We start from the raw sequence: 18189 nt of genomic DNA, 5'->3' as shown, positions 1-18189 counted from the left end.
AAATAAATACTAGAAAAAAATAGAGAGATAGCGGTTGGCGGTCTCTTAAAAAGCTCCCTTGAAGGGAGCAGCAAGTAATGAGCCCTTCTAGGGCTATTAAAAAGCCACCCGCTATGCGGGTGGCTTTTTAATAGGTATCTATATTGTTAAAATCCAATACATGAAATGCTTGACCCAATTCTTCCATGTAGTTCATTAGATGAACGACAAGATCAGCTGTTGTATTAGTTGGCTCACTGCGCCAATTCCTAAACGCTGACCCACAGTGTTCCTTGTTGTAAAAAAGTGTTCTCTTACTGAACCACTGACTTTTTTCGTCCTCAAGGAAATAGTCTAGGTGAGAAAATTCTTCGTTTGAGAGAGTATTCAGTAAAAAGAGAGTGAGATCGTGGATCAATTGCAGTTTACTGTGATTTCGGTACTGATCGATATCAAATTCATAATTGTGTATACCATCAATATCGTAGTCAGTTTCATGTTTTTCTCCATAATAAAATGGTATCTTTCTTACAATGTTCATTTCAAAGTAATCGGCTGTATCGTCGTCGTTCTGCCAGTATGCAAATAATTGGAGTTCGTACAATCGTTCACCAAAAATGGCTTCAATACTTAAAATATCGTCACCAATAGAAAATTTTTCAGGATTCCAGTTCTCGCGGATCGCTTTCTCTAAATCAAAATTTGTTACGGAAATTTTTTTCATAGTCATTATATTCACTCCTAATTGTTTAGTTGGCAAGTTGTTCTAAGAAAATTCCATCAAATTCGGAAACCCTGCTATTTCTGACAATGATTGAACCAATATCATACATATCTTCACCGGAGTAATGAACAATCCCGTTCAAAATGTATCCTTTTGGTGTGAGTATGGAATCAATAATGTATTTAATCCATTCGACGTAACAATAGAACTTTTCTCCTTGGTCCCAAACTATTGCTGTTCCTTCTTCATTAGGTTCCCATTGACACCACAGGCTAGGTTGAGTTTCCGGAGGGATATTATATTCAACAATGCTTTCTCCTGCCATGTCTTGTCCAAGGGAACCATTGTCTTCAACAAAGAATGCTCCTTCCGGTCCAAAAGGTCCTTTAAAACCAAGTTCTTCTAGTTTCTCCGGATCACGTTTCATTCGTCGTGTTGATGCAAGACCTTTCAAAAATTTGTGTGTTTCAGGATCGAGTTTTCTATCAAGTGTGAATTCTCCTGAAAAATCTGTTGTGTAACCCATACAAATCGCTCCTTCTTCTAAAGGTTATTACCTTCAGATGTTTTTATTTTTTATTTGATTTGATCCGTATAGACTACAGAGAAGAAAGAGACGCAAAGGCTATACAGCTGCAACAACTGCTAGTTGTATGCAGCTGTTAGGTGTACTTCCATTGCGTCACTTAGGAATCTGTAGTATAAGCAGCTCCGCTGCTGTAGGATCGAATAAAAAATAAATATCTGAAGAGGGTTTGACCTTCGGGTCCCGCGTCGTCTCCGGACGACGTGGGTGACAGCAGCCGCAGGCAGCTGTCATTAGAATAAAGAGCGGTCTCCCAGCGTCTGCTGGGAGAATACAGCAGTCAAGATAAGCGCAGCGTAAAGAGAACTGATCGACGTCTGAAGGGGGACGAGATCATGAACGGATCTTGACAGATGCATAGCGCAGTATTTGACCACGTGGGCAAATGCAACCAAAAAAGAACAATCGATTCTAGAAGAATTGATCGTTCTTTTTCTTAACTATTTTCTTTTATTTTTAGCATAGTTTTCCATATCAGCTTTTAAGTACAGGCGTACCTTGGCTGGTCCCTTTCCTTCACTTTCGAAGAAGGGTTCAACTAATCGTAATTTAACTGACTGTCTAAAAGCATTAATTGTCTGACCAGTAATTTTCGCAGCGTCTTCAGTAGAAAGTAAATTATCCGTGATCCATTGCTGAATCGCAGTACGTTCCGTTGGATTATTAGTGTCTATTTTCAAATTTAACAACTCCTTTATACCATTACTTGCATACTAATTACTATATATCAAATTAAAGTAAATAGCAACAAGTTACTTGTAATGGTATGCAAGTAATGGTCTAATAATTATAGAGAGTTAAGGAAGGGGAAACGTATGAAATCACTTGAAATAGTTAGCTTATCATTTACGGACATACTGGTTAAAACAGCTGAATTGGGAATCACATTAATCGAAATTTTGATGGTATTTGAATGGATGAAGAAAAATTTATCAATAGATTATCAGGATATTGATGAAGATATGATTGAGAGAATAGGCATATATAATAACTTGGATGAAGCGGTGAAAAATATCGTCCACATTGACAGCTTATCAGGCTTGCTTGAAATAGATTGTGATCAGTTTCTGGAACTTAACAAATTGATGGTGCTACCTGAGTCAATGAAGGTAATTAGTTTTGACTGAAACTACTAAATAAATTCGTAACTATTGGAGGAAAAGAAATGCTAAAAATTGGAGATTGAGTAGGAATAATTGATGAAGAGCTGAATGAAGAAATCAGAAAGTATACAGACGCTAAAATCAATGTAGGTATAATCACACATAGATTGGATGTAGATTCATATAGAGTATTTGTTGACAGTGAGGATGGATATAATCATGGTTTCGCTTGCGGGGCATCTGAGCTTAAACAATTAACATACTGGATGTGGGTAGAAGAATATTCGCTAGGATATCGTTCAAAAACTGAATATGAAATTGACTGGACGTATTGGAGTGGAGAAACTTATCATGATTGTCCGCCTAGAAATATGGATGAAGCAAAAGATGTTGCCAAATATTTGAATAAAACCTATAAAAAGGAAAACAGACAGAAAAATGTCTATATGATAGGTGAATATCTGGATTTTGAGACACATAAAGAAGCTATCAAATTCAAGGAATTTGCGCCTTTGATTCAAGTGAAATAATTTCAGTGAGGAGTGGTTGCTGCAACACGTAGTAACCACTCATTGATATAGGGGAGGTATTAAACAAGTGCTACAAATGCTTGAATTATATGGCGGTATTGGTTCTCCGCGGATTGCGTTACGCAATTTAGGAATACCTGTAAAAGCGATTGACTATGTAGAAATTGATCAGGATGCGGTGAATAGTTACAATGCTATGTTTGCAGAAGATTTACCCTACAAAACTCAATCAGTCGTCACTTGGAATTTGAGGCCTGATGCAGCTATTCACGGGAGCCCTTGTCAGGATAATTCTGTTATCGGGGGTCGTGCTGGGATGATTGCTGAATCAGGAACTAGATCAAGCCTTCTGTTCAAGTCGATAGAGGTTTTTGAGAACATGGGAGTGTGGCGTCCGAAAATTGTTATTTGGGAAAATGTTCCTGGTGTCCTAACAGTAAAAAAATCAAAAGGAGCATTTCAAAAATATTTAGAATGTATGGAAGCGTTAGGCTACACAAATTCTGTTGAAATCCTGGATGCTCGTGATTTCGGCCTACCACAAGCACGGAGGAGGATTTTTACGATATCCATTCAAGGTCACAGATTTGATTTTTCGAAGCTTAAACGGACAGCAATGAAACATATCAAGGAATATTTACAAGATAATTCTGAAGTTGATGAGGCCTATACAGTTACTCAGCCAAGTATATTAGCCGCAATTGGTAAAAAAGGTTTACGTCGAGCGACTGTAATTGAAGATTTCGCCTATACAATCACAACAAGGCAGGACAGAAGTCCAGCGCAGATAATAGACTGTGGTGACCGGTACCGATATCTAACAGAATTGGAATGCTGGCGCCTGCAGGGATATAGTGATGAAGATTTTTTCAGAGCTGCAGCAGTCCATGAACGGAGAGGTCGATTCAAAATGCCATTATATAAACAGAGCGGCAATAGTATTCCTGTGCCAAAATTCGAAGCAATTTTTGAAGCATTGCTATGAAATAAAAACGAAGGTATAAGAGAGGGAGATTAGGATATGTTTGATAATGGAAGTGTTCGAATAACTAAACATGAATTTTCTAATCAGAAAATTTTTGTATATGAGAAATCAGGAGAAATCGAGCGATTAGAAGTCATTGAGCTGATTCAGGTACTAAATGATAATTTGTTTCCAAATGTCAACTTGAACTATCGAAAATTAGTTGAAGAATCAAGTTATAGTTATCTCAAAATCAGTAATCTTGAAGCCCATGAAATTTTGGATAAGAATGGCATAATTTTTTGTAAGAAGGACAATTACTATGAGAAAGTCGAAGATTTTAACGACTATGTAAATCTGCTTTACAATTCAAAAAAAAGCAAGTATTCAATTTCTTTTTATAAAAAAAATGAAGGTTTATGAGAGGAGATTATCAAAATGGAACTGAAGGAAATTTTATCTCTGATTGATAAAGATAGACTAGTTCAGATAGTTGATGCGGAAGACTATGATTTGTTCAAAGGGGTGTTGTCTGACATGTCAAAATTGCTATATACATGTAAATTTGAGGTCACTAAATTATCCACTGATAGTAATCAATTTATTATTTTGAATATAGCTGAAGGAGAGAATGTGACACAAGCAAGTTGAGTCATATTCATAGCTTAATGAAGTTTCAACTGAAATAGATGGGTAAAACATGTACAGCTGGTCATTGTTGCTGGCTGTACATGAATGAAGGTTCATGAGAGAGGGGAAGAGTTCATGAAAACAGGATTCTATGTATTGTATTTACCTGAATTCAAAGGGTATTACGTCAATGTTTATCATGCGAGAAGTGAAGAGGGGAGTTTTGTTGGTACAGTAGTTAGAGACCAAGTAAAAACAAAAAAAATCAAGCCTAAAATATATAAAAGTATTAAAACTGCTGAAAAGGGGATAGCTGCAATAGTAAGAAATCATTGGAGTACTACGAAAGAAGACATTGAGATTGTTGAACTCACGATGGCTGATATTGATGCTATGGGATTGTATAGCTTAGTAGTATAAACGACCGTTTATGAGAAAGGGGGAAGTATCATGGCTAAAAGAAAGACTCAATATGAAAAAGGTGTTGATCGGGGGTACTTATCAGGTGCGAATGCAGCGTTACATTTTATCGCAAGTGCTGATAAGCAGCATGTTCAAAATTTAGCAGAAAGCTTGGCTGTCACACATAAAGACATGTTGGAGATTGAAGATGCTGGAGGTCTTGATTTTGAAGAATACATTCAAGAATATTCTTCGTATTGGAAATGAAATTGACCGTTTATGAGGGTAGTAGCTACACTAAAGCAAAAATGGAATCAAGACTGGTGCAAAATTAGTAACTATAATGGAAATGTGTATTATAGGACAAAAAATGACAGTTTTTGATACAAAGAAAGGAAGTAAAAAATGGCATTAACGAAAAGAGAAGCAGCAATAATTACTGCGCATACTGGAATACTTATTGGGGAAATGGATTCCTTTAAAGAATATGTAGATGAAATACTTGAACGGCCACTCCTTACACATGAAATTCCTAATTTTGAAAATGAAATTAAAGAAAGATCTAAAGAGGACTTTATTGCTATAACAGTAACACCAGACATTGAAATTAATGACGCTTATGAGAGAGGAGAAAAGAATAATGAAAACTTTTGATGTTTATTGGAATACTGGAGTAGGAGTAGCAGCTTACTACTCTGGCTGTGAAAGAGGTATATCTGCGAAGAACAAAGAACAAGCACTAAGAATAGCAACAATAAGAGTGTTCGTAAAAGACGGTATTTGAGAAGGGAGAAAAGATGAAAGAGACAGATTTATATAAGCCTGTGAAAGATTGGCTGCTTGATTATGTAGGGTGTAACGAAGTATATCCTGAAATCTCCGATGTCGATGTGTTGGGAATTGCTGGAAAAACAGATATTATCGTGGAGCTGAAAACACGTTTTTCCTTCAAGTTACTTGAACAAGCAGAGGATCGATTACAGTATGCACCTTATATTTACGTTGCAGTACCTTACCCTAAAACAAGTGGATATAGTCGTCCAAGGCCGACAAGATTCATTGATCAATGGTCTAAATCGACAGGTATTGCTACCGTGCAGCAAAGTTTAGCCATTCATTTGCTAAGTACAAAAGGCAAGGTTCAGCGTACAATCTAAGGAATAATATTGAAGACTGGTCTAGCAGGAACGTAGGCGGCTCCAAGGGTGGGGAGACGGTTACTGGATACAAAGTGATGATTGAAAATATTAAGAAGTATTTAGATTTTGAAAAGTTTCTTGATGGTAAGCAAAAGAGGGATTCTTTTGGGATGATAGAACTAAAAGGAGATGAGTTCATAGATGGTGCCGTTCCAGTCATTGATAGAATTTTAAACCCTGGAGACCGGACAATAGACATGATACTGGAGCATTGTGAAACTCATTATTCCAATCCTAGGCCGAGTTTAGTTGCTACTCTAAAACAAGAATGGAATCGAGATTGGTGTGAGATTAGTAGATACAATGGAAAAACATATTATCGAATAAAGAAATGACGGGTTTTTGAGAAGGAGGAAAATAGATGCTGGATGAAAACTTGGAACAAGAAATTGAAGAGTTTGTCGATGATTGTCTTAATAGTGAAACTACACTGTATGAAGCTTTGCAACTTGAAGATGCAATCAGTAATTTCAGTCTTCATTTTGCGATGAAAGAGGATGATGATATTTTAGAAAAAGTAATGTATAGGTACTTTGTAAAGTTAAAAAAGAATCGTGAATTAGAGTTTTACAATCATTAAACGACGGTTTTTGGAAAGAAAAAATATCCGTTAACTCATAAAGAGTTCGGATATTTTTTAATGAATTTACATACTAAAAATAGGGAATGCGGATATGAGTTAGTTCTTTTGTCTAGTTTTAGTATGAGCATATTGAACTGCTTCTTCTTTTGACGAAAAACGCTCTATTTTTGTATCATTAAAAACAACAACAAAGTCCTTGTTTTCTCTAACTATTGTATACAGTTTATTTCACCATCCAATTTCTTACTTGATATACAATGTACATTACTTAGACAAATAAAGCAAAGTTTTACTGATGATTCTAATTTAAGTTATGTTAGTCTGTCTGTAAGTATGTTTTAATTTCTACATTAAGTAATCTGTCAGAAGTGTAAATTATGGGTATAGGAAAATTTTATTCCAGATTCTTCCTATCTGAAGGATATCCAGAAGTCATTTTTAAGTGTAAAATATCGTTTATCAAAAACGAGGGTTTGTGAAAAAAGTAGTCAAAGATAAATAAGAAATATTGTTTGGAATGTGATTAGGAATTAAAGTTTCATGTCACTACTGAAGATTTTGAATGTATGAAGCGCAGAAAAAGAGGTAAAAATTGCTCTGTTGTTTTGAAAGATATTCATGGTTGAGATTAAAAAGTTGTTGTAAAGGAGAGGTTCTTCAAGGGGGCGTTTGATTCAAAAAATCAAAAGAAGTAGCATCGGTAATTTTGCTACTTCTTAATTATGCTCTACCATTTTAACAAAATAGACTCCATATTTTTAAAATAGGAGAGCCAAAGAACTGTCAGAAATTTCATGGTTTTCTAGTTTGTTTTGAAATTGAGATATTGTTAGGAGTACTAGATTAAATATGGAGTTTATTCAGGTATTCATATTTTCCTTATTGAATTCTTCCAACAGAGCCATTAGCCAGTTCCCAGATATTTTCTTTACTTAAAGCATAATTGTAGATACTGATTTCATCAATAGAACCATTGAAGTATTCTGTAAAGGCTGTATTTACTTGATATCTTGAGGCACCAATAATTAGTGGCGAGCCGGAGATACCATCTATAGCTTGCCCGTTTCCTGTAGACTTACCGTTTACATAAAGCGTCCGGGTCCCGTTTCCGTTTTGAACAGCAACTAGATGCACCCATTCTTCCGCAGCACCTGCACCGGAAATATTTTCCTGTCCATAAGTGAAGGAGTTCGTTGATTCCGGCCATCCAGCAGCCCATAAACCATAAAAGGAAGCAGTATCTCGCCCTTTTTGAATAATTGTTCGCCAGCTAGTATTATTTTTAGGTAGCTTTACCCATGCTGAAAGCGTGTAACTATCTGCTTTTGAGAAATTCAAGTTTTGAGAATGTGCGACTTCCATATATTGATTGTAACCATTTAATGTTAGTGCATTTCCGATTTTTCCTTGTCCTAGACTAGCAGAATTTCTAAGTATACCATCAAAACCATTGCCAGTCAAATCTGTTATCTTTCCATTGGCTACCTGATCGAAATCCCAATAAGCCAATAATTCATTTTCGGTTTTCTTTTTTTCAAGGGTGACATTATCCACATGGAGGGTAGCATTACGTCCCTTCTGATAAAAACCCAGTTTTATTTTGCCGTTGACAACGGTCACCTCTGTTGTGACATATTGATAATTTGGGTTATAGTTCAAGGCTACCGAGTTTTGCTTGCCATCAAACAGATCGATCCGCAGTTCACTGGCTTCTGCTTGATTCAATTGGTGCTGTACCATGGCAGAAACAACATAGACACCATTTTCAATATTCTCTACCGTCTGTGATACTTCGCCTGTATAGGTATTGCTATTGTAAAACCAGAGCTTTTGACCGACACCACCATAAGCCATATACGTATCAACACCACTACAAGCTGAATCCTGAACATCCCAATAGCTTAAGCCTTGTTCAAAATTTCCATTTTTCAAATAAGAAGCTTTCTTCTTAGACACATTGAAGGATTTCATACTGACAATCGAATCAAATTGTGTCTTATCAGTAGATGAATAAGTAAACTTGATATAAATATTTCGTTTTCTGGAAACTCTTTTGTTGTAAAGTGTCGTTTCTGCCCAATCGCTAGAAGGAATGATGGTATCTTGTGCAAGCAGCTCACCATCTATGCTGTCTAAGCGAACTTCTGCCTGAACAGTTCCCGCTAAATTAGTATTTGGCATTTTTGTTGTCAGTGTGATAAGACCATCATTCTGATCAAAATCAACATTTTCAAAGTAGACCCAATCTTCTTTTGCAATATCGTTTAAAAAGAATTCATTCGTTCGTGTATCAAGTGCACCAACCATCATATGCGAGCGGTTATAATTTCGAGCAGCTATTTCTCCAGTCAATACAGGTGCTGCTTTTTCTCCATGAATTGCCTTATAAACAGTATCAGCTACGACAGATGTTCCTTTAGCATTTGGATGACAATCATTTTGTCCGATATAATATTTTTCATCCAAAATTTCAGTGGGTGTAAAATTATCAATGACTGTGATATCATTATCCATTTCTTTGACCGCTTTCAAGATTTCCTTAATTACTTCAGGAAATCCTGCTATCCTTCCTGTATCACCATTTAATCCAGCAGGAACACAGACATAAACAGTCGCTTCTGGTCGTGCTTCTTTATAACTTTTAATAAATGAAATATATTCGTCCTTAAAGAACGGAGAAATCATTGACCATTGATTAAAGTGAGCATCATTAGAACCTAATTGAATAATAACAGCATCAAAATTACTCTCCAAGCTGTCTCTATACTCATCTTTTTCGATGTACTTTTCCCATCCCTTTGCAGAAAGACTGGCACCAGAATAACCAAAATTTTTGACTGTATAGAACTGCCCCAAACGGTTCCCCAGTTGCGCCGGATATGCACCATATGGGTATTTATGTCCTGCACCTTGATACATACCATATCCTGCAGTTAAACTATCTCCTACAGCTGCAATTGTCACTTCTTTATCCGTATCAAACACACGAATAGAACCGTTGACCTTCTTGCCATCGTTTGTTTTTCCGGCTACCTTATATTTTCCTGGCTGTTCAAAAATAGTCGGATCGATCGTTTCCCATGTAACTGGAATTTTCCCAAACTCATTATCTGAAGTTGTGTAAAGAACTTCTTCAGGCATTTTTACTATTTCATTTTTTACGGTAATTAGATTAGTCGGTGAAATAAAATCGATCTCTGCCGCATCAACTTGCAAGCTTGATAAGAATACACTGACAAAAACAATAAGTAAACTTCCTAAAACTATATTACATTTTTTCATTATTTTCTTCCCTTCCACTATTATTAGTGCTAAAAAACGGAGAGCATTAAAAATTTTTTTCTAAACAGTTCTTTTAATCTTCTGAAAGCTTTCAATAATAAACCTTCACTCGTTAAACTAAGGTTTATACCTGTTCCTGAAACTCCTTTCTATTATAAAATATTACTATATAGTCATTATACTTATCAATAAAATATAATAAGTATTTTTTATCTTTTTGTTAATAATCTCGTTTTTTTATTTTTCTATATTGACTTACAGAAGAAATAATCATACATTATATGTAGTTGCATATTGAGATTTCATTCAGAAATATGGGGGGAGAAATTATGATAAAGACAGAGTTAGCACGTTTATTGGGTCTAGGTGGGATTGCTGCTGTCCTTGTTTGTGGTTCCTTTTTGGGGACAGAAGGTCATGCAGAAAATAAGGTCAATCAGGGTGTTGGAGTCAGAACAAATACAAACTTAATAAAAAATGGAGATTTTGAAGACGGTACAGCGCATTGGGATATAAAAAATGTTACCTGTAATGGTGTTGATACGTATATGGCTTATGGTGGTGTCGGTCAAAAGCTCTGGTTTTACAATAGCAATACCTATACAGGCGAAGTATCACAGACGGTAGAGAATATTGAAAATGGTGTCTATGTTGTTTCTGCCATGGTACAGCACCAATTGAATCAAGCAGAAGCCAGTGAACTGCGGATCGATCTGTTTGATGGCAAGCAAAACTCGGTAGCTTTGAACTATAACCCAAATTATCAATATGTCACAACAGAGGTGACCGTTGTCAACGGCAAAATAAAACTGGGTTTTTATCAGAAGGGACGTAATGCTACCCTCCATGTGGATAATGTCACCCTTGAAAAAAAGAAAACCGAAAATGAATTATTGGCTTATTGGGATTTCGATCAGGTAGCCAATGGAAAGATAACAGATTTGACTGGCAATGGTTTCGATGGCACAACCAAAAATGGAGCAGGCTTCCAGGATGGTATTTTTGGCGAATCCTTGTCGCTTAACGGGTCAAATCAGTATATGGAGGTTCCTCATTCCGCACATTTAAGCTTTTCTTCTAAAGACAGCTATACGATTGCAGCTTGGGTAAAGGTTTCTGAAAATAATAAAAACTGGGAAACAATCATTCAAAAAGGACGGGACACCTCTTCTTTTTACGGCCTTTGGGTAGAAGATAAAAATGACACTTTTGCTTTTGGACGGCCCAATATTTCTGCAACCCAATCTATCGAGGACTGGGTACATTTGACAGCTGTTCAGCATGGAGATATATCCAGAGAATTCTTTGTGAATGGAAAGCCAATAAGTAAGGGTGATGCTGTAGACAGCCTATCCGGCTCATCCTTATTAATCGGTGCCTCTAAACACACGCATAACGGAGCGTTAACGGAGTTCTTCAATGGTGCGATTGATGAGACACGAATCTATAATTATGCGTTGTCTCAAGCGGAAGTCAATGTGTTGCAGAATCGTGAGTATACACCGGAAACTGCAGCCCTACGTTTCAATGTCACACCAAGTGATGCTACAGTCACACTACGTGGGAAGGACGGCGAAGTTCTATCATCTTCCGCTCATGTTTACACGCAAGTGCCACAAGGCTTTTATACTTACTCGATCGAAAAAGAAGGGTATGAAAGTATTCGCGGAGAAATTGATTTTGTCGCCTCTGCCAAAGATAAAACGATTCAAGGAAATCTGACAAAGTTAAGTGCAGAGAATACGCTTATCAGCCAAGAGGAAGTAACTGACCGTATAAAAGGTGGCTGGGCTGGTCAGATGTCTGGTGTGGCATGGGGAGCTAGCACAGAATTTAACTACAAACGTGTATTAATCCCAGATAGTCATCAACCACAATGGAATGGTATCAGCAACGCCTTTACACAGGATGACTTGTACGTAGAGATTCCTTTTCTTGAAAGTATGAAAAACAGCGGTGTCAATGTCCGTTCGCAAATAATCGGTGATTATTTCAGCAATACAGCTTTTCCTTTATGGCATGGGAATCGGGTAGCGAGATACAATTTACGTCAACGAAATATCGATGCCCTGCAATCTGGACATTATTCGAATATGTATGATGCTATACCGGGAGATAAATATGAAACAGTAGATGGATATAATACTAGCCAAAGCTCCTTGATCGGCTGTGCAGAGGATATTGATTTTCAAATAGAGTCAGATGCATTAGGGATGATGAGTGTTGGACAGCCAAATGTGGCGAAGGAGCTTGCTTATCGCTTCGGCCATGTCATTAGTTACGGTGGCGGTGTTTACGGTGGTGTGTTCACTTCAGTTATGTACGCCAAAGCCTTTACTGCGGATTCAGTTGAAGAGATTGTTCTAGCAGGAATGGAAGCCATCCCACACGATACTGAAACTAGAGAGATACTGGAAGATGTCTATCACTGGTATAAACGAAACAGATCCTTGACACAAACCTGGACGATGCTCGAAGAGAGATGGCATAATGATCGCTGCACGCATCTTCATGCTAACTCTAATGATTCAGCTGGGAATATCGATGCCAAGCTGGCATCTGCTTATATTCTGATGGGATTATTATATGGAGAAGGCGACTTTGAAGATTCTATGTGGTTATCAATGAAGTGTGGACAAGATAGCGACTGTACGCCATCCTCTGTCGGAGGAATTCTGGGAACTTACTACGGATTCAACAATATTCCTATAAAATGGACCGATTCGTTGAATATGAATACAAAATTCTCAAATACGGACTATACCTTTAATGGTGCCGTTGCTCTCAATACAGAGCTGGCACTGGAAGCTTTAGAAATGTCTGGCGGCAAATCAATTGATGAGCAATGGACGATTCCAGCAACAACAACGAACAAAGAATTGATACTTGAAAAATGGCCTGAAAAAGAAAACGAATGCCCTGTATTTCAATTTGCAAATGCAATGCTTGCTGCAACCGACCCTTCCGGTCGAACATTTACTTTTAATGCTGAAGCAACAGACTCTGATGGTATAACAAATTATCAGTGGTTCTTTGGTGATTTAAGCTTTGAAACAGGAAAGAGTTTGACTCACACCTACAAAGCAGATGGAACTTATTACCCGGTATGTTATGTAACAGATGCAATCGGAAACACAAATGTTTATGAGTTCAAATTAGAAGTTAATGGTAACAACAAACAACCAGTTGCACATTGGGATTTTGATCAGCTTACTAACGGGATTGTCAAGGATGTCAGTGGAAACGGTCACGATGGACAACTGGTCGGCGGAAACAGTGTTGCTGGTAAAATTGGGCAGGCACTTCAGTTGAATGGTTCTCAGTATGTAAAAGTCCCGCATGATGAACAATTGAATCTGTCTAAAAGCCAAAACTACACTATTTCAGCTTGGATCAAGCATAGTGGCAGTGGCAATACTTGGCAGACGCTCCTTCAAAAAGGACGGGAAACAGCAAACTATTATGGCTTGTGGGTAGCTCCTTATGACATCTATAATTTAGGGACGAAGAGCTTTAATTTGGCAATCACAAAAGGGTTTAACAGAAACGAATGGAACCTGCTGACTGCGGTTTATGATTGGGACGAAAAAGTGTACACTCTATATTTGAATGGTACACAGGTTTCTACCAAATCAGTCTCAGCTGGTGCCATTGGTGTCAGTAAATCAGATTTACTGATTGGCAGTTCTGGCTCCATTAACCAGCTTTATAGTGGACAGGTCGACGATATTCGACTTTATAAAACAAGCTTGTCAGCCGCCGAAGTAATGCAGCTGTATACAGGTAATAAGTAAATTTGGATATTGGAAGGATTGGTTTCTAGGATTTGATGTTAAGAAAACTATAGTTCTATGTTTTTTGATAATTGAGTTGGTAAGCAAGTTTTAAGTAGTAGTTTCTATATTATTCCCGAATGATTAATCTAGTATTGAAAGTGGATTAGAAGAGTACATTGAGTATGCTTCCTTTTATAAGGTCGCATGCTCATTTTTCGTCTAGAAAAAAAATATCAAAACTTAAAAGTAGTGGTAATCGGAAATTAGGCAGCAAGATAAAGAGCTGCTAGTCAATCAAAACTTAGCTTCATAAGACCATAAAATAGTTAATAATTCATGTCAATCATTCTTTACACTTAACAACAATCGTTGTATAATAATTGTATACCTTGATTGTTGTATAAATAGGAGGCTAAAGAATGATTCATTTAGATCAATTGGGATTGATGACTTTCCCACGTGCCAGCGAACGCTGGAATAAAGAACGATCGTATGTCTATCAACAATACAAAAAATATCCAGAGAAGTTTTTGCCAGGATCAACTGCATACTTGAATGGCAGCGGATCAGGTGGAACCTTAATTATTACTCGTGAAGGAATGGAACACTTAACCGGTCAGACTGAAGCAGAAGCTTCTAATGAGCTATGGGAAGCAATTGTAATGAAGCAATCGAACATTATTGAGCAGAAGCAGGCAGTTACTGAAGAGGAAATATTTGAGCAAATGCTTCAAATGATAGATTACCATGCAAGAAATGAAATGGTAAATGAGGGGATTACCTATGATTACCTGGATGAACAAAGAAAAAATTTCGGAATTCGTCTAAAAAATGGAGTGACTATCTATTATAAAAATATTCGCCGCGGCCGTTTGCCGGATGAATTTAAAGAGAAAGACATTATTGTGCTGAGGACAGGGAGAATGTTTCAAGTAGAAAAAATAGGAGGCTATCCAATAGCAGAAATTTCTTTTAAAGGACAAATTGTTTTGTATGATACCGATGCCTCAGATGAAATAGTAAGACAGATACAAAGAGTAGCAGCTAAAATTAGTCAGTATGATCAAAAAGATTAAACAATTTGAATGTGACACAATCGGATTGTGTCACATTCGATGAACTGCAACAAAACTAGATGGCTCTAAGGCTCAAAGCATGTTTTTATTGAGCCTTTTATTTATATCTGATTTGAATGTGACTTAATACGTGGTATAATATGATTAAGTCATATTTAGAAAATGAGGGATTTTTTTGAAAATCGTAGAGCCAATTCGTGAAAAAAAACAAATTGATGCAATGAAGGCCATTTTATCTGCCGGCAAAATGGGTCAAAGAAATGTGCTGCTATTTTCAATTGGAATAAATACTGCTTATCGGATTTCTGATTTGCGCCGGTTAAAACTTTCGGATGTTCTGACAGTCTCACGAGGAAAAGTTATCGCAAAAGACCGGCTGGAGATGAAAGAGCAAAAAACTGGTAAGCACAATTCGATAATCATATCCAATAAGCTGCGTCGATTGATTCAGGATTATGTGATGGATACTTTTCCGGAGTTTGTTGCAGCGCATGATTTTAATCATTATTTGTTTCAAAGTCGAAAAGGTATGGATCAGCCGTTAAGCCGGCAAGCATTATGGAACGTGTTGAGTTCCGCTGCAAACAGTATCGGGCTGAAGAACATTGGCAGCCATTCCATGAGAAAGACGTTCGGTTACTTCCTATATAAGAACGGAACACATATAGAGATTATTCAGGAGCTGCTAAATCATTCGTCACAAAGGGAAACACTTCGATATATTGGAATTACCCAGGAGGATAAAGATACTGCCGTGATGAGCTTAGATTTGTAAAAATGTCTCAAAAGTTCCAAAAAAATCAAAATTTCATAAACTCCCGTTTGTGAGAGGACGATTCTGAGCGCATTTCGACCACTTAAGCTTGATAACTCTTGGTAAAAGTTCTCAGAAACGACGTTTTTGAGAAAAGAAAAAGGCTCTCTCAAAACTGAGACAGCCAAAAAGGAGTATTACTCAATATGAGTGGTTTGAGTAATAACTACCTAATGTTAGAATGAGTTAGGAGGAAACGAAATGGATGTATCAACCTTTGATATTGAAATAAAACTTGGCAGCGAACATTATAATTCAGCCGTTGAAGAGGAAATTTACAGGCAGCCAGTGATCTTTCATGAAGTTTTAGGTTTCCATGTGATTTACGATTTCAAATTTAATGATTGTTGGGTTTCCGTTCAAAAAATAGATATCGAAAACAAGCTGTTGTTTGTTTCTTTGCAATACATGGACTAGCAGACAGGCTTAACGAAGGAGAAGACTAGATGAACTTTACAAATATCCATCAAAAAAATATTCCAGGACTAAATTTTTATGGAGATGTGCTGGATGCTGCAATAGAAACTTTGGAACTTTCCTTTCAGGATCTCTTTTCTTTGTCTTTAGAAGATGAACTTCAAACGTTTGAGCAGCAAGTTTTTGAAGAGAAGAATACTAAAACTCTCCTGGTAAAAATGCCGGAAGAAATTCAAAAGAAGAGTAATAAAATGTCTTTCTTCAAAGCAGCACTCCAGGAAGATGTAGACAGTGACAATGTGAAAAAAATTAAGTCGATTCGTTACTATGTAGATGCAGATAGAGTATTTTATGTTCAATTCATTTTTGAAATGAATTAATGGATATTCTCAAAAAGATTTGAAAGAGGTAAAGAGTGAAAGATAATAAGAAGAAAGAAGATTTGCCAGTCTGTAAAATGATTATAGGTATGGTTATGTTAATTTTCAGCCCAATTATCATTGGGTTAGTAGTAGTGATTGCATGGGCTATCTACGCTATGTTGAGTACGAGATGGTAGTTCTCAAAAAGGATCAGTAGGAGGAAGTAAAATGGAAGATAAAGATGAATTTCTCGAAAAACTGCTAGAGCATTTTAAAAAATGTGTAAAGGAAAGTATCGACAACCCTAGCGCTGCAAAAAAAATGGAGAGAAACATTATTTTTTGGGATATGTATGAAGATCAACTATGGTTAGACTATTGTTTTGATAACATGACTGAAGAAGAACATGCACATTGGAGAAAGCTACTATCTACTGAAGTAACTAATGGTGTTGTAGTCCAGACAGTAGAGCAATTAGAGGGTTTTTACGGGGGAAATGTTACTCGAAACATGCTCGGAAAGGATTATCAGCCGTTATTAGAAGCTCCAAAAAGTGAAGCTTATCCCAAAAACGATAAGTAAGGCAGTTCTGGCAGCCGGACCGGCGGCGTGATCCAAAACCAAAAAGGATTGTTAGGGGTGGAGGTATGAAAAAGCATGAAGTAGGAGACTACCTTCAAAAAAATGGAGATATATACAAAATAGAGCCGTTTCAAGTACATAATGAGGAACTGGCAGAGTTAGGTCTCATTTCAACTTTTTTAAGAGCTGCTACTAAAGAAATGTTTTGTACACCATTTCTAATTGATGAGAATGACTTAAGTTTTACTCAAGCCACAAAACAACAGAAAGAAGATTTCGAGAGAATAGCACAGCTGTACAAATGATTCTCAAAAACGATACCTTTTGACAGACCCTTGATAGAATCACGGACATTATCTAAACATCACAATAGAAGATTCAGCTTTATACCGTAAAATTTCGTTCCATTGATACGTGAACCCCGATATTTCAAAAGTAAAGCCTAAGACGGAAGAGATGCTGGTAAAGGTGGCCGATGAGGTGGAAAGAGCGAAGCCCCAAAGCAAGGAAGATGTAAAGAAGTTGATTCAAGATTTGAACTAATCGGGTAAGCTATGGTAATTCAGGTAGTTGGTTATTGAGGAAATGAAAATAGGTATGTAAAAAAGAAGTTCCGATAATCTATCATTTTTTTGAGTTAATTGGCAATCATAGATAATGATTATCATATGCATTTAGCTAGTTATTGTTTTCTTGTATTTAGTAACATGTTATGGTTGATGTGTAAATAAAAACAGGAGGTAAAAACTATGGAATTAAAAGATTACGGAAAAGAGCCCATTGCTTTTAATATCGAAAAGGCAACCTTGCAAAATGAACGCTACAGAACAACATTATGGACCGGTGAGCATTTTCAATTGACAGTCATGAGTATCCCAGCTGGGGGTGGTGATATCGGTATGGAAATCCACCCACATGTCGATCAGTTTTTACGTTTAGAAGCAGGAACCGGAAAAGTTGAAATGGGGAAAGAAAGAGATCGAATTTCAGTGAGTCAAACGGTAACGGATGGTGACTGTATCATTATCCCAGCTAATACGTGGCACAATGTCACCAATGTTGGCGACGAGCCGATGAAGGTCTATTCTATCTATTCCCCACCAAATCATCCGTTTGATACAAAAGAATCCACAAAAAAAGAAGCACAAGAACTAGAAGGGTGATAAATAATAGCGCCCGT

General features: G+C 36.9%; 24 protein-coding genes. 20 read left to right on the top strand and 4 right to left on the bottom strand.

Annotated features, from left to right (window positions below; all coding sequences use genetic code 11):
- Window positions 1–127: 127 nt before the first annotated feature.
- From IW510_RS18635 to IW510_RS18625, 3 genes are all read right to left on the bottom strand, one after another.
- A complete protein-coding gene (locus IW510_RS18635; protein ID WP_202062192.1) occupies window positions 128–709 on the bottom strand; it encodes a hypothetical protein in 582 nt (193 codons plus the stop codon).
- A gap of 19 nt (window positions 710–728) precedes the next feature.
- The gene (locus IW510_RS18630; RefSeq protein WP_202062190.1) at window positions 729–1229 is read right to left on the bottom strand and encodes a hypothetical protein; all 501 of its coding nucleotides are present in this window, start codon (window positions 1227–1229) and stop codon (window positions 729–731) included.
- 500 nt (window positions 1230–1729) lie between these two features.
- On the bottom strand, window positions 1730–1969 hold the full coding sequence (locus tag IW510_RS18625) for a hypothetical protein (protein ID WP_236674815.1): 240 nt from the start codon (window positions 1967–1969) through the stop codon (window positions 1730–1732).
- Between the two features lie 135 nt (window positions 1970–2104).
- On the opposite strand from IW510_RS18625, the gene IW510_RS18620 reads away from it, so the two are divergent.
- The 12 genes from IW510_RS18620 to IW510_RS18565 all read left to right on the top strand — a co-directional run bounded on the left by IW510_RS18620 (window position 2105) and on the right by IW510_RS18565 (window position 6697).
- The gene (locus IW510_RS18620; protein ID WP_202062175.1) at window positions 2105–2416 is read left to right on the top strand and encodes a hypothetical protein; all 312 of its coding nucleotides are present in this window, start codon (window positions 2105–2107) and stop codon (window positions 2414–2416) included.
- A gap of 143 nt (window positions 2417–2559) precedes the next feature.
- Window positions 2560–2922: a hypothetical protein gene (locus tag IW510_RS18615; protein ID WP_202062173.1), complete on the top strand. Its 363-nt coding sequence runs from the start codon at window positions 2560–2562 to the stop codon at window positions 2920–2922.
- Between the two features lie 76 nt (window positions 2923–2998).
- Window positions 2999–3907, top strand: a complete 909-nt coding sequence (locus IW510_RS18610; protein WP_236674817.1) for a DNA cytosine methyltransferase — start codon at window positions 2999–3001, stop codon at window positions 3905–3907.
- Window positions 3908–3943: 36 nt separating this feature from the next.
- On the top strand, window positions 3944–4309 hold the full coding sequence (locus tag IW510_RS18605) for a hypothetical protein (protein ID WP_202062169.1): 366 nt from the start codon (window positions 3944–3946) through the stop codon (window positions 4307–4309).
- Window positions 4310–4324: 15 nt separating this feature from the next.
- Window positions 4325–4537: a hypothetical protein gene (locus tag IW510_RS18600; RefSeq protein WP_202062167.1), complete on the top strand. Its 213-nt coding sequence runs from the start codon at window positions 4325–4327 to the stop codon at window positions 4535–4537.
- A gap of 114 nt (window positions 4538–4651) precedes the next feature.
- On the top strand, window positions 4652–4936 hold the full coding sequence (locus tag IW510_RS18595; protein ID WP_202062165.1) for a hypothetical protein: 285 nt from the start codon (window positions 4652–4654) through the stop codon (window positions 4934–4936).
- A gap of 30 nt (window positions 4937–4966) precedes the next feature.
- Window positions 4967–5185 (top strand): hypothetical protein, encoded by a 219-nt coding sequence (locus tag IW510_RS18590; RefSeq protein WP_202062163.1) that lies wholly within the window; start codon window positions 4967–4969, stop codon window positions 5183–5185.
- Window positions 5186–5323: 138 nt separating this feature from the next.
- On the top strand, window positions 5324–5572 hold the full coding sequence (locus tag IW510_RS18585; RefSeq protein WP_202062161.1) for a DUF7736 domain-containing protein: 249 nt from the start codon (window positions 5324–5326) through the stop codon (window positions 5570–5572).
- Window positions 5559–5702, top strand: a complete 144-nt coding sequence (locus IW510_RS18580; RefSeq protein ID WP_202062159.1) for a hypothetical protein — start codon at window positions 5559–5561, stop codon at window positions 5700–5702. The genes IW510_RS18585 and IW510_RS18580 overlap by 14 nt, the downstream gene beginning before the upstream one ends.
- 13 nt (window positions 5703–5715) lie before the next feature.
- On the top strand, window positions 5716–6075 hold the full coding sequence (locus IW510_RS18575) for a hypothetical protein (RefSeq protein WP_202062157.1): 360 nt from the start codon (window positions 5716–5718) through the stop codon (window positions 6073–6075).
- 77 nt (window positions 6076–6152) lie between these two features.
- Window positions 6153–6452: a hypothetical protein gene (locus IW510_RS18570; RefSeq protein WP_202062155.1), complete on the top strand. Its 300-nt coding sequence runs from the start codon at window positions 6153–6155 to the stop codon at window positions 6450–6452.
- Window positions 6453–6478: 26 nt separating this feature from the next.
- Window positions 6479–6697 carry a hypothetical protein gene (locus tag IW510_RS18565; RefSeq protein WP_202062153.1) on the top strand — a complete coding sequence of 73 codons (219 nt, stop codon included), beginning with the start codon at window positions 6479–6481 and terminating at the stop codon, window positions 6695–6697.
- Between the two features lie 882 nt (window positions 6698–7579).
- On the opposite strand, the gene IW510_RS18560 is transcribed toward IW510_RS18565, so the two are convergent.
- Window positions 7580–9982, bottom strand: a complete 2403-nt coding sequence (locus IW510_RS18560) for a LamG-like jellyroll fold domain-containing protein (RefSeq protein ID WP_202062151.1) — start codon at window positions 9980–9982, stop codon at window positions 7580–7582.
- Window positions 9983–10311: 329 nt separating this feature from the next.
- Between IW510_RS18560 and IW510_RS18555 the strand changes: the two genes are divergently transcribed.
- The 8 genes from IW510_RS18555 (at window position 10312) to IW510_RS18520 (ending at window position 18172) form a co-directional block, all read left to right on the top strand.
- Entirely contained in the window at window positions 10312–13776 is a 3465-nt protein-coding gene (locus IW510_RS18555; RefSeq protein WP_202062149.1) for a LamG-like jellyroll fold domain-containing protein, read from the top strand.
- Window positions 13777–14177: 401 nt separating this feature from the next.
- On the top strand, window positions 14178–14834 hold the full coding sequence (locus IW510_RS18550; RefSeq protein ID WP_202062147.1) for a helix-turn-helix domain-containing protein: 657 nt from the start codon (window positions 14178–14180) through the stop codon (window positions 14832–14834).
- A 175-nt stretch (window positions 14835–15009) separates the two neighbouring features.
- Window positions 15010–15609 carry a tyrosine-type recombinase/integrase gene (locus tag IW510_RS18545; RefSeq protein WP_202062145.1) on the top strand — a complete coding sequence of 200 codons (600 nt, stop codon included), beginning with the start codon at window positions 15010–15012 and terminating at the stop codon, window positions 15607–15609.
- A 240-nt stretch (window positions 15610–15849) separates the two neighbouring features.
- A complete protein-coding gene (locus tag IW510_RS18540; RefSeq protein WP_202062143.1) occupies window positions 15850–16065 on the top strand; it encodes a hypothetical protein in 216 nt (71 codons plus the stop codon).
- A 29-nt stretch (window positions 16066–16094) separates the two neighbouring features.
- Entirely contained in the window at window positions 16095–16445 is a 351-nt protein-coding gene (locus IW510_RS18535) for a hypothetical protein (RefSeq protein WP_202062141.1), read from the top strand.
- Window positions 16446–16655: 210 nt separating this feature from the next.
- On the top strand, window positions 16656–17009 hold the full coding sequence (locus IW510_RS18530) for a hypothetical protein (RefSeq protein WP_202062139.1): 354 nt from the start codon (window positions 16656–16658) through the stop codon (window positions 17007–17009).
- 65 nt (window positions 17010–17074) lie between these two features.
- Window positions 17075–17314 (top strand): hypothetical protein, encoded by a 240-nt coding sequence (locus tag IW510_RS18525; RefSeq protein ID WP_202062136.1) that lies wholly within the window; start codon window positions 17075–17077, stop codon window positions 17312–17314.
- Between the two features lie 444 nt (window positions 17315–17758).
- Window positions 17759–18172 (top strand): cupin domain-containing protein, encoded by a 414-nt coding sequence (locus IW510_RS18520; RefSeq protein ID WP_202062134.1) that lies wholly within the window; start codon window positions 17759–17761, stop codon window positions 18170–18172.
- Window positions 18173–18189: the final 17 nt, after the last annotated feature.

Source organism: Enterococcus sp. BWR-S5 (assembly GCF_016745255.1).
Taxonomy (GTDB): domain Bacteria; phylum Bacillota; class Bacilli; order Lactobacillales; family Enterococcaceae; genus Enterococcus_L.
This window is presented reverse-complemented; position numbering and strand designations above follow the sequence as displayed.

Bases quoted from the DNA above. Each gene is read 5' to 3' on its own strand.
- IW510_RS18610 (WP_236674817.1), top strand. From the start codon at position 2,999: ATGCTTGAATTATATGGCGGTATTGGTTCTCCGCGGATTGCGTTACGC.
- IW510_RS18520 (WP_202062134.1), top strand. From the start codon at position 17,759: ATGGAATTAAAAGATTACGGAAAAGAGCCCATTGCTTTTAATATCGAA.
- IW510_RS18600 (WP_202062167.1), top strand. From the start codon at position 4,325: ATGGAACTGAAGGAAATTTTATCTCTGATTGATAAAGATAGACTAGTT.
- IW510_RS18590 (WP_202062163.1), top strand. From the start codon at position 4,967: ATGGCTAAAAGAAAGACTCAATATGAAAAAGGTGTTGATCGGGGGTAC.
- IW510_RS18550 (WP_202062147.1), top strand. From the start codon at position 14,178: ATGATTCATTTAGATCAATTGGGATTGATGACTTTCCCACGTGCCAGC.
- IW510_RS18605 (WP_202062169.1), top strand. From the start codon at position 3,944: ATGTTTGATAATGGAAGTGTTCGAATAACTAAACATGAATTTTCTAAT.
- IW510_RS18530 (WP_202062139.1), top strand. From the start codon at position 16,656: ATGGAAGATAAAGATGAATTTCTCGAAAAACTGCTAGAGCATTTTAAA.
- IW510_RS18585 (WP_202062161.1), top strand. From the start codon at position 5,324: ATGGCATTAACGAAAAGAGAAGCAGCAATAATTACTGCGCATACTGGA.
- IW510_RS18635 (WP_202062192.1), bottom strand. From the start codon at position 709: ATGACTATGAAAAAAATTTCCGTAACAAATTTTGATTTAGAGAAAGCG.
- IW510_RS18570 (WP_202062155.1), top strand. From the start codon at position 6,153: ATGATTGAAAATATTAAGAAGTATTTAGATTTTGAAAAGTTTCTTGAT.
- IW510_RS18630 (WP_202062190.1), bottom strand. From the start codon at position 1,229: ATGGGTTACACAACAGATTTTTCAGGAGAATTCACACTTGATAGAAAA.
- IW510_RS18575 (WP_202062157.1), top strand. From the start codon at position 5,716: ATGAAAGAGACAGATTTATATAAGCCTGTGAAAGATTGGCTGCTTGAT.
- IW510_RS18620 (WP_202062175.1), top strand. From the start codon at position 2,105: ATGAAATCACTTGAAATAGTTAGCTTATCATTTACGGACATACTGGTT.
- IW510_RS18560 (WP_202062151.1), bottom strand. From the start codon at position 9,982: ATGAAAAAATGTAATATAGTTTTAGGAAGTTTACTTATTGTTTTTGTC.
- IW510_RS18535 (WP_202062141.1), top strand. From the start codon at position 16,095: ATGAACTTTACAAATATCCATCAAAAAAATATTCCAGGACTAAATTTT.
- IW510_RS18565 (WP_202062153.1), top strand. From the start codon at position 6,479: ATGCTGGATGAAAACTTGGAACAAGAAATTGAAGAGTTTGTCGATGAT.
- IW510_RS18540 (WP_202062143.1), top strand. From the start codon at position 15,850: ATGGATGTATCAACCTTTGATATTGAAATAAAACTTGGCAGCGAACAT.
- IW510_RS18580 (WP_202062159.1), top strand. From the start codon at position 5,559: ATGAAAACTTTTGATGTTTATTGGAATACTGGAGTAGGAGTAGCAGCT.
- IW510_RS18595 (WP_202062165.1), top strand. From the start codon at position 4,652: ATGAAAACAGGATTCTATGTATTGTATTTACCTGAATTCAAAGGGTAT.
- IW510_RS18555 (WP_202062149.1), top strand. From the start codon at position 10,312: ATGATAAAGACAGAGTTAGCACGTTTATTGGGTCTAGGTGGGATTGCT.
- IW510_RS18525 (WP_202062136.1), top strand. From the start codon at position 17,075: ATGAAAAAGCATGAAGTAGGAGACTACCTTCAAAAAAATGGAGATATA.